The following is an 11,080-nucleotide window of genomic DNA, read 5'->3' as shown; positions in this document are numbered from 1 at the left end:
CCCGGCTCCGTCGCCGTCGTAGTCGGCCGGGACGGGGAGGTCGGTGGAGACGCCGTAGAAGACGGAGGTCACTCCCCGAACCATCCACTTGCCCAGCGAGGGCCGGAAGACGGCGATGTCCCAGGTCCGGTCGCCGGAATACTCGCCGGGAACGGGAATATCGGTGCCGGTTCCGTACCAGATCCGGGTCAGGCCCCGGACCAGCCAAAGACCGGACGAGGGACGGAAGAGGGCGATGTCGGCGAGCCCGTCGCCGTCGTAGTCGCCACCGACCGGGGGCATAACCGGTTCCATCGTCGGCGAGGGCACGGGGGTCGCGGTGGGGACGGGAGTGGGTGGGCGCGTAGGGGTGGCCAAGCCGCAGATGATCCTTCCCTCGATCGAAGGGTAGAACTCGCAGTGGTAGTTATAGATGCCGATGCCGGAGAAGGCGCGGGCATAGATGTCTTTGGGCAGCATCGTTCCGGAATTCCAGGTCCCGCCGTTGCTGGTGCTGGTATGGAGGTTGCTCCCCTCGTTGCGCCAGGCGACCACTCCGCCGGGGTCGACCCGGAAGACCGCGGGCTGGAAACGGTTGTCGAAAATCCTGATCAGGAAGGGGGCCGTGGTGGGGGTGGGCGAGGGCGGCGGCGTCTCGGTCGGCACGGGCGTGGGAGTGGTGCTGGGGGTGGGGACGACCGGGGTAGCCGAGGGGACGGGCGTCGGCGTTCCGATACAGGAGTGCTCGGCGGCGACGTTGATGGCGAGGGCGTAGCTCCCGGCGACGAAACCGGAAGAGGTGTCGCTCTCGACGCAGAGCCAGAGGGTGCGGGAGGTGGAGTTGTAATAGAAGAGATCCTCCGGCTCGTCCGGGCCCTTCCCTTCATGGTCGGACTCGTCGAGAAGGCTGGTCCCCGAGGATGAGTAGAGCCCGAGGACGGCGTCGAAGGCCCCGGTGCCGGAGCGTTCGGGGTCGTCGTCGAACTGGAATACGAGCATGTCTCCGGCGGCGGCGGTGAATTCGTACCAGTCCAGATCGGTGGCGGAACCGAAACTCCCCGAGATCCAGCAGCCGGTGCCGACTTCCTGGGCCAGGGCGGCGGTTTCGTTTGACGTTCCCGTCTCCGGGACCATGTCGAGGCCGTCGAACATCGTGACGTAGAGATCGTAGGAGCAGGTGCTGGTGTTGGAGTATCTGTATACCTGCAGATAGTAGGTCCCCGGATCATCGAGGTGGGCGCCGGCGATGAGCGATCCGAGGCCGCTGCCGTCGTCGTCGTCGGATTCGAGGAGGGACCCGTCCGGCCGATAAAGGGCAACGACCGTGTCACTGTCGGTCAGGGCGGATACCCAGAGCCGTTCCCCTCCGGCGGAGATCAGTTGGAAGTAGTCCTGGTCCCCGATCGGGGAGACTTCGGCTTGCACTTCGACGCAGGGCGCGGGCTGGAGCAGGGCCCCCGTCTCCGGTGAGTCGTTGGGTTCGCACTCTTCCGCCCGGGCGAAACCCGCCAGGGCGAGCATGGCGACGATGACGCCGTTTATCTTCACTGTCGTTCCCCTCCGGTCAGGCTGTTGTCAAAAACATGTAAATCTATTATTTACGAAAAATGTTTTCGTTTTTTCTCTGTAACGACTGCCCCTCCGCTGGAATCGGGAAACGTCCGCTTCCGGCGCCATTCAGGAGGTGTCTCCATTTTTGAGGAACCATCAATTCGACATAAAACTCTTTGTAAAAGAATAACACGCCTCGGCCCCCGATGCCAGGTCCGGCTCCCTCCCGAGCCCCGAAGTCCGGCGGCGGGTCTTACGCCCTGCTCTATGCCCCATGCTCTTTGCTTCTCTCGACCATGAAGGACATGAAGTTCATGAAGGAGAGAAGGGGACGAGGTGGGGACGTTTCCTACTGAATTCTGAATTCTTTCCCCAATCAGAGTAATCAGGTGCAAAAATTCCCTGTTCCCCGATCTGCGTAATCCCGGTTCCTCATCCGTGCAATCCGTGGAACGCGCCACGGCATTTTTCCCTTGTCGGATTTGCCCTGGACAGCCTAGATGTCCTGTGCAATGTTTAGAGCGTGATCGCCGAGCTTGGACTCATTGATCTCGAATTTTAACCCGGTCCGGATTCTAATCTCCGGCCGGGTTTTTCACTCTACCGAAGGCGGAAACTCATCAACAGGGAGCTGTGGAGATGAAAGGGATACTGAAGGAGTTCAAGGATTTCGCCGTCCGCGGGAACGTCGTGGACATGGCGGTCGGCATCATCATCGGGGGAGCTTTCGGGACCATAGTCAAGAGCCTGGTGGACGACGTCCTCATGCCCCCGATCGGCCTGCTCCTGGGCGGAGTGGACTTCTCGGACAAGATGGTCGTCCTCAAGGAAGCGGTCGTGAACTCGGCGGGCGAGCCGGTCGCCGCCGCCGTCCAGCTCAAATACGGGCTCTTCGTCAACGGGGTGATCAGTTTCCTGATCGTGGCTTTCGCCGTTTTTCTCCTGATCAAGGGTATCAATCAGCTCAAGCGCAAACCGGTCGAGGCCCCGGCGGAACCGACCGTCAAGGACTGCCCCTTCTGCTGTTCGGCCATCCCGATCGAAGCCACCCGCTGCCCGAACTGCACCTCCCAGATCCCCTGAACGACTCCGCGAAGGGCCAGGGTGACGCCGCCGGGGAAGTATGGACGGCGAGGGTAAAGCGGTCGAGATGAAGGTCGAAGCTTCGTCTTCTCCCTGGTACGTCTACATTCTCCGCTGCCGAGACGGCACGCTCTATACCGGGATCACCACAAACCTCGAGCGGCGCCTCCGGGAGCATAACCGCGGCCGCGGCGGCAGCTACACCGCCGGCCGCGGCCCGGCGAAGCTGGTCTACTCCGAACCCCACCCCGACCGTTCCGCGGCGTTGAAGCGCGAAGCCCGGATCAAGGGCTGGAGCCGCCGGAAAAAGGAGCGGCTGGTCACCGGGTGATCGGACAGCCTCCGGGTTCCGGATAAACCGCCGTCAGCGCTCGCTGGAAGGCTCTTCGCCCCCGCCGATAACGCGCGTATCGAGGGTGTCCGGGGCGTAGCCGGAACCGGCTGGGCTCTCCCCGGAGGTCTCGCACTCTTCCTCACGCCACTGCGGGTAGCTCTCGCCGACCGCGGGGCTCTTGCGATCGTCGGGCTCAAATGAAGTCGACCAGTACACCTCGGGGAGCCCGTCGAGGATCCAGCCGCAGCTACCGTACCACGCGACGATGTCTCCGATCAGCGCGTTCACGTCCTCGCAAGTGACCGGATCATAAGGCATATCCATATGCATCCTCAGGCTGGGGAAAAAGGGATATTGATAACCCATCTGGAATACGCTCGCGTCGTCGCAGAGTTCGCCCAGGGCCTCGCCGCAGCCCCCCCAATCGGGGTCGGGGTCACCGTAAGCCCTGACCGTGGCCAAATAATTCGATATGGCGATGTAGTCTTCCCAGACCAATGCCTGAAACCCGTTGAGGGCGGACCCGATCTGACTGTGGATGTTGGAGGCCGAACAGTCGACGTAGCCGCCGTCGTATCCGGGCTCCTCCTCACGGTCGGTATTTTCCGGGATAGTCACGCCGGCGCCGCCATCCCCGTCATCGGTCGATCCGCCGCCTCCGCTCCCGTGGGAGGTCGATGACCCGTAGGTATCCTGCCTGTGCTCGTCCTGGAGCCATTTCAGCCATATCTTCCAGAGCGAGTCGGGGTTGCCCCGCCCGTACACATACATAGTCTCGCTGTTGTTGCGGGGCTCTTCCTCCTCGATCTTGGCTCGGGGAGTTCCGCCCTCCATCGGATAGGCCGCGGGCAAAAGCTCCCACATCCCGATAATCAGTGCCGCCATTATCACCATAGCCGTCTTCATCCCTGCTCCTTCCGGGCCCGCGCCTCCATCGCCCCCCCGCCCCGTTCTCCCGTTATCGTCCGGTCCGGCTTCCCCAAGGGGACAACCGGTCTACCGATAAAAAAGCAATAACCATGCCAGTAGACCGAAACAACAAGGCAACCCAGGCGCAAGTTGCTGATAATGAAGACACTGCAATCAACGTCCGGACTGCGCCGCGGCCTCTCTAGGGTCGCGGCGATGGTGCATAGCGCAACCGCCGGCGACGCAGAATGTGTCCTGGCTCAACCAGCCCGCGACGTTATATCCTCATACACTCAGGTAACTTCAGGGAACGTGAACCGAAACCAGCGTCTGTGCCATCAATATGCTGACGCCGGAAGCGACGTTCACCCCGATACCGGACAAGTTCTTGCTTTAGGATTTCGCTTCAAAGTACCCTCCACTCAGGGGTGAAGATGCAGGGGGGAGGGCGGGGAGGACAGCCACACCGGGTCTACTGCGAGGTCATCGAAACCAATGAGCAAGGAGAGCGGACAATGAAAACGTGGGCGGCAGGCGTTCTCACGGCGGCTATCGGATTCGGCTACGGGTTGTTCTCCTCCGCCGCCGATTTCAACGGCGACGGGTTCAACGACATCGGCATCTTCCGTCCGGCCTCGGGGCTCTGGGCGATCCGGGGGTTCACGCGGACCTACTTCGGGTCTTCCAGCGACCGGCCCATGCCCGGAGATTACGACGGGGACGGGTCGGTCGATATCTGCGTCTTCCGGCCCGGCTCCGGCCTCTGGGCGGTCAAGAGCATAACCCGGGTATATTTCGGCGGTTCCACGGACGAGCCGCTCCCCGGGATCGGCGGCGGACGAAGCCTCTGGACCGCGTCCGGGTCCGATATCCATTACACCGCCGGCAACGTCGGGATCGGAACCACCGAACCGGCCTATCCCCTCACCGTAAAGGCCAATTACCATGGCGGGTGGCTGGTGGGCATACACAACACCGGCTACGCCGCCAACGACTACGGGATGGTGGTCCGGGCCGACAGCGGCGACCCCTTTCTCGTCCAAATCTTCAACGGCGCGACGGCCCTCCGGGTTGAGGCCGACGGCGATGTCGGGATCGGAGTGAACAACCCCGCCTACACGCTCGACGTCGACGGCGATATCCGGGCCACCGGCAGCGTCCGCTACGGCGGAACGGCCGGGACGGCCAACGGCACGGCCTACACCAAGCCCGATTACGTCTTCGAGAGCGGCTACCGGGCGATGAAGACCGGCGAGGTCGAAGCTTACCTCAAGGACGAGCGGCACCTCCCCTGGATCACGGCGGCCGCGGACGAGGAGAAGGGATCGATCGACATGACCCGGATGGCGTTCGAGACGGTGGAAACGGCGGAGAACCTCCAGGTCCAGGTCATCGTCCTCCATAATCTGGCCCGGGAGCAACAACGGCAGCTCGAAGCCCTGAACGCCCGCCTCGACGCCCTGGAAGCGCACCCGGCCGGATCGACGGACAAGCATTGAAGTTCCCGGGACTCCGCGACCGTCGGTAGGACCGGTCCGGGCGCGCAACCGGCAGGGGGCGGCCTCCGACTTCTTCAGCCCCCCGAGTTATTCGTCCCAGGTGCTGCCGGAGAAATAATAGCTGCCGGCCCCATCCTGCCCCAGGTAACCGTCGAACCCCGCGGCGTCCTGGGTCTCGATATCCAGAAGGAGCACGTCGTTCACGATCAGCTGGGCATGGCTGTTGGGCAGATCGGGGACCCCGATACTGAGGTAGAGCCGGGCCATCGATTGGGCGCTGAACGAAGTCGACCAGCTGTAGTCCGCCGGAGTCACGCTCACGCTCCGGGTCTCGCCCGTCCAGTCGACGTACGTCACCCCCATGGAAAATCCCATCGACGCGCCGAAGGCCCGGTACCTGACCCGGGCCAGGGAAGATGCCGAGGCGGGTTCGGCCGGGACATCCCCGTTCCGGCCGTAGTAAAGACGGGTCATCCCCCTCACCGCCCAGAGGCCGTTGAGTCCGTTGAAGACCGCGATGTCGTCGGTCCCGTCGCCGTCGTAGTCGCCGCTCAGGGGCGAGCAGACATAAGCCCCGTAGTACACCCGGGTCAGGCCGCGGACCGCCCACAGGCCGGTCGAGTTTCGATAGACCGCGGGCTCGCAGAGCCCGTCTCCGTCGTAATCCGCCGGGACCACGCGGTCCCCCGCTTGCCCGAAATAGAAGTGCGTCATCCCCCGGACGGCCCAACCGCCCACGGAGCTCCGGTAGAGGGCGATGTCGTCGGTCCCGTCGCCGTTGAAATCCGCGGCCGGGACGGACGACCAGGCCATCGCCGTCACCGCCAGCGCCAGCCCGAATCTTTTCATACGCAATACCTCCCTTTACCCGTTGAACACGTTACCGCGCTACCGGAAAACCGACCGGAACGGTACCGGCGGTCTCCTCGAAGGATCAGCCTCGCTCCCCGGGGCGTTCAGCCCGGCGCCCTACCGCGCCACCGGCTCGTCCCCCGTCTGCCCGAAGTAGACCCGGGTCACCTCCCGGACCGCCCACAGGCCCAAGGAGGAACGGAAGATCCCGACATCGTCCTTCCGGTTCCCCTGGTACACCGCGGGAACCGGACGGTCGGAACCGGACCCGAAATAGACCCGGCTCACCTCCCGCAGCGCCCAAAGCCCCGACGAGGAACGGAAGATCCCCGGTTTCCAGGCACCGGCGCCGGCGTAGTCGCCGGGAACGGCCTGGTCGGCGGAGTTCCCGAAGTAGATCCGGGTCGTCCCCCGCAGCGCCCAGAGACCGCTGGAGGCGCGGAAAACGGCCGCGGTAACCTTCCCCGAGCCGTCGTAATAGCCGGGAACGGGCAGGTCCCCGGTCCCCCCGAAGTAGACTCGGGTCACGGCCCGGACCGCCCACAGCCCCGAGGAGGCCCGGAAGATCCCGATATCCGAGGTCCCGTCCCCGTCGTAATCGCCGGGAAGGGGCAGGTCGTAGCCGCCGCCGAAGTAGGCCCGGGTCAGCCCTCTCACCGCCCAGAGACCGGAGGAGTCCCGGAAGACGGCGAAGTCGGTGGTGCCGTCGCCGTCGTAGTCCCCGGGCTCGGGCCGGTCGCCGCTTCCCCCGAAATACACCCGGGTCACCGAGCGGATCGCCCACAGGCCCGACGCATCCCGGAAGATCCCGATGTCCGAGGTCCCATCCCCGTCGTAGTCGTTGATCCAGCCGGGCGAGCAGGCGAAGTTGCAGCGGACGGCCCCGGTGTCGTGGTAGCCGGAGGCCGTGCCGCAGAAGTTGTTGATCCCGGTGTTGTCGGTCCCGATTATAACCCGGATATCGCAGTAACCCTGAGTGGTGACCGGGCTCCAGGCGTTGGAACAGAATTCGTTGGAATCGATGCTGTTGTGGCTTCCGCTGATGATGCGCAATCCGTCATTCTTATTGTCCGTAACCGTGTTGCCGGAGATGATGTTGCTGTCCGAGGCAAAGTCCAGATCGAGCCCCACATCGTTGCGGTTGATGGTGTTCCCGGTTATGTGGTTGAACGAGGCCCCGCCTAACCACATCGCCGCGCCGCCGGTGTTGAGACCGTTCCCCTCCAGGGTGTTGCCGGCGATGGTGCTGTCGGAGGTGTCGGAGAAGATAATCCCGTACCACCATTTGTTTTCGCTGATCACGTTGTCGAGGATGGCGATGTTCGCGCAATCCTCCACATGCATTCCGTAACTGAACTGATAGATGCCCAGGTTTCTGATGGTGACGTTGCTTCTTCCGTTCAAATCGATCCCGGTGGCTGTGCCCGTATAGGCGCCGTTGTACTCGGTGATGCTGTGGCCGGCCCCGTCGATGGTGATGCCGTCCGTCCCCACGGTGAAACATGACCCTTCCCATTCCAGGTCGCTGTTCATCGTGCAGTCCTCGGTGATGGTGTCGCCCCAGCGGAAGGTTTGCGTGGTCCCGACGCAGCCGCAGTCGGGGGGCGGGGTGGGCGGCAGCCCGGGAGTCGGGCTCGGGCTCGGAGTCAAAGGAGGCGTGAGGGTAGGCGGCGGGGTGCAGGTGGGCGGAGCCGTCGGCGTGGGGGTATGGTATCCTACCGGGGTGGGGGTGGAAGCGCCGAACCGGAAGACGAGTCCGTTATTGTCCGCCGCCCAGACCTCGTCGCCGGCCGCGGCCAGCCCATAGATCCAGCCGGAGCCCAGGTCCGTCGCGAAACCCCACTCGGACCCGTCGAATCGGTATATTTTCCCGGTCTTCGTCCCGGCCCAGACGTCGCCGGGGCCGCGCGCGGCCAGGGAGAGAAAATCCTCATACTCGACCCTGGTCGAGACGGACCAGTCCGAACCGTTATACCGGAGGATATGGCCCGGGGCGCCGGCGGCCCAGGCCTCGCCGTCGGTGACGGCGCAGACCGCCCGGAGCTGGATCGTCTGCGAGTTCCAGTTGGCCACCTCGGTCTGAACGAACCAGAAGCCCGTCTGGCAGTAGAGAACCTGATTCAGGCTGCCGTAGGGGCCGCCGACCGTCCAGATGTGGGTGCCCTGGTTGAGACCATCGATGCCGTACTGGTGATAGGTGGCCTCGGTATCTATTTCCCAGGCGGCCCCGCCGCTCCAGGTGACATAGATTCGGCTGCTCGTAAACCAGACGGCGAGGGCGTCCGCCGCGTAGAAATCGTTGAGCCAGACTCCGTTCACCACCTCGGTCTGGAAGGACCAGCCGGAACCGTTGTAGAAGTAGACCACGGGGGTGGTGCCATCCTCCCCTCCCGCCCATACGTGCGCGGCGTCGAGGGCCTCCACCGCGGTCAGTGGTGAGGTGATGGTGGTCTGGAGCGACCAGGCCGACCCGTCGTAATGAAAGATTTCCCCCGGGTCGGAGGGGCTGCCGAGGACCGCCCAGACATCGCCGGGATCGACGGCACCGACGGCATTGACCTGGCCGCCCAGGTCGGTGGACAGGTACCAGTTCTGGGCGAGAGCCGGAAAGGGAATCAGCATACCGACGGAGAAGAAAACACACCACGCCGCTCGTTTCACGGCCACCTCCCTGGTTGAACACGGTTGCAGCGGATCATACACCAATAAAGCTAACAGATAAATCCCCCCGCGTAAACTCCGGCGCGGGGTTTCCCTCAAGATTTTCTCCCCCGCAATCTCCGGGTGCATACGAAGGAAACGAGGAACTCGCCGGGGCAACGGTTTCCCGCGAAGGGTACCGAACGCTCGGCGACAGGCTTTGCCGACCGGTTTTCCTCCCCTTGCCTATGCCAAGGTTTTATACTGTAATAATCGACGAAAAACCCCACAACCGGACCCGGCGGGGTCAGGAGCGGAGACGATGCGTATCAACCGCGGCAAAGTAGGGATCCCCGTGGCCCTGACGGTCTTGTTATTCGCCCCGCGGCCGGCCGCAACCCAACCGGCCTGGACCGACTTCTCCTACACCGACTGGAACCCTGGAACCGCCCCGGCCCTGCAGGGCTGGGACTACGAGAGCCGTCTCTACGAATGCCGGGCCGCTTGGGACGGGCAGCGTTTCATCGCCATCCTCTCCTACGAGGCGGAAGCCGCGCCCGGCGATTATTATCGCGGGTGGTCGTCCGACGGCCGCGCCTGGTCGACGGGCGCCGAGACGGATACGGTCGATATCCCCAGGACCTGGTCGGTGGGCCACCACGCCCTCGCCTGCGATCCGGAAGGGTTCCCCGCCGCCGACGTCGCCTGGACCGCGCAGAGTCGAAACGTCAAATTCAAGATATGGTACTGCGGCTACGGGAACAACGCCGCCTTCCGCTACGCCGAATCGACCGACGGCAGCTACTGGCAAGCCTTCCCCGAGCCCGACTACTGCCCCCCTTCCTACAAGCGCTACGATTGGTCCCCGACCACGAAAATCATGACCAAACCCACCATTCTCTATCGCCCGCACGGCTCGGGAGATCTGGTCCCCGAGCGTCCTCTGGACAACCGCTATGTCTTCTATCTCGGCTCCAACAGCTTCGACCCCAGCGGCGGCCCCGGCTACTTCGAAATGTACATCTCCAGCAACGGGTTGGACTGGAGCATGTACGCCTGGGACGCTCAATGTCAGCAGCGCTGGAGCGACCACACCGACGCTCCGGCCGAAGTCGGCGCCTTCATCACCTTTACGGGATGCTCCAACGCCTCTTCCACCCAGTATCCCTGCTCGCTCCAGGAAGTGTACTCCGACGGAGAACGGCAGGGGTTCATGCTCTGGACGGAAAACTATTCGTACCCGATCTACTCCTTCTATTCGACCGACGGCGTGGATTGGATCTGCCGGGAGGACCCCGTCGGCGTCATCGGCGGCCGCAACCTGAGCGACTCCGCCAACTGGAACTACGAGAGAAACTACAACCTGGACTGCATCCGGCTCGGCGAAAGCTATTTTATCACCCGTTCGGGGAGACAGGGGGGGGCGCACTACAACACCGGGGCCGCCATCGTCATGGGGAGGATGTCGGCGGAGGCGGAAACGCCCGGGAGCCCGGCCGCGGGCGACATCGCCATCGGCTACAAGCTCTACCAGTGGGAAGCCCAGACCTGTCCTTCGGCCTCCTTCAGTTTCAGCACCGACGGGACGAATTTCGCCGCGGCCTCCCGGGGAACCGGAGGGGAAGGGACAACCGACCTGGCGACCGGCATGGCGGGAGTTTCCCACATCTACGTCTGGGATTCCGCCACCGATCTCCCGGCGGGAGCTTCCGGGGTGCTTTTCCGCGTCGAACCGGAACCCGTCCCCGGCCCGGGTTCCTTCGACACCACCGCCCCCTTCGAGGTCGGAACCGCCGCCACCGCCTCACCCACCCCCATCCTCACTCCCTCGGCATCTTCCACGCCGACGCCGTCTCCGACGGCGGCGCCTTCTTCATCCCCCACGCCCGGCCCGACCGCGGTTCCTTCCCCCACCGCCGCCCCCACCTCTTCGCCGACACCGTCGCCCCGGCCGCCCGCGGTCGTCGGCGACTACGACGGCGACGGGACCGCCGATATCGCCCTTTTCCGGCCCCCGGCCGGCCTCTGGCTGGTCCGGGGCCTCACCCGAGTCTGGTTCGGAACTTCCACGGACCGCCCGATCCCGAGGGATTATTCGGGGGACGGAACCTGGGATCTTGCCATCTATCGCCCCAGCCTGGGGAAATGGATGGTGCGCAGCCTCACGAAAACCTTTTATGGGGTGTCGACCGATATCACGGTCGGCGCCGACTACGACGGGGACGGCAGCACC

The 11,080-nt window shown here is 64.1% G+C and carries 8 protein-coding genes; 4 read left to right on the top strand and 4 right to left on the bottom strand.

All coding sequences use genetic code 11. From position 1 onward, the window contains the following. On the bottom strand, positions 1-1,527 hold a 1,527-nt coding region (locus PLZ73_12010; protein HOO78597.1), incomplete at its 3' end, for a hypothetical protein. A gap of 651 nt (positions 1,528-2,178) precedes the next feature. Between PLZ73_12010 and mscL the strand changes: the two genes are divergently transcribed. Both mscL and PLZ73_12000 read left to right on the top strand, forming a co-directional pair. Beyond that, positions 2,179-2,613: a large-conductance mechanosensitive channel protein MscL gene (gene mscL, locus PLZ73_12005; protein ID HOO78596.1), complete on the top strand. Its 435-nt coding sequence runs from the start codon at positions 2,179-2,181 to the stop codon at positions 2,611-2,613. Positions 2,614-2,653: 40 nt separating this feature from the next. Then, a complete protein-coding gene (locus PLZ73_12000; protein HOO78595.1) occupies positions 2,654-2,944 on the top strand; it encodes a GIY-YIG nuclease family protein in 291 nt (96 codons plus the stop codon). A gap of 33 nt (positions 2,945-2,977) precedes the next feature. Here the strand turns inward: PLZ73_12000 and PLZ73_11995 are convergent, their stop codons facing one another. Next, on the bottom strand, positions 2,978-3,853 hold the full coding sequence (locus tag PLZ73_11995; protein ID HOO78594.1) for a hypothetical protein: 876 nt from the start codon (positions 3,851-3,853) through the stop codon (positions 2,978-2,980). A gap of 518 nt (positions 3,854-4,371) precedes the next feature. Here PLZ73_11995 and PLZ73_11990 point away from each other — a divergent pair. Continuing rightward, complete coding sequence (locus PLZ73_11990) at positions 4,372-5,355, top strand: VCBS repeat-containing protein (GenBank protein ID HOO78593.1); 984 nt, start codon at positions 4,372-4,374, stop codon at positions 5,353-5,355. A gap of 87 nt (positions 5,356-5,442) precedes the next feature. Here PLZ73_11990 and PLZ73_11985 read toward each other — a convergent pair whose 3' ends face one another. Together PLZ73_11985 and PLZ73_11980 are read right to left on the bottom strand one after the other, a co-directional pair. After that, positions 5,443-6,204 (bottom strand): hypothetical protein, encoded by a 762-nt coding sequence (locus PLZ73_11985; protein HOO78592.1) that lies wholly within the window; start codon positions 6,202-6,204, stop codon positions 5,443-5,445. 120 nt (positions 6,205-6,324) lie between these two features. Then, complete coding sequence (locus PLZ73_11980) at positions 6,325-8,868, bottom strand: NosD domain-containing protein (protein ID HOO78591.1); 2,544 nt, start codon at positions 8,866-8,868, stop codon at positions 6,325-6,327. 301 nt (positions 8,869-9,169) lie between these two features. Here PLZ73_11980 and PLZ73_11975 point away from each other — a divergent pair. Further along, the coding region (locus tag PLZ73_11975; protein ID HOO78590.1) for a hypothetical protein at positions 9,170-11,080 on the top strand (1,911 nt) is incomplete at its 3' end.

This window comes from bacterium (genome assembly GCA_035380285.1).
Classification (GTDB): Bacteria; Auribacterota; Erginobacteria; order Erginobacterales; family DAOSXE01; genus DAOSXE01.
This window is presented reverse-complemented; position numbering and strand designations above follow the sequence as displayed.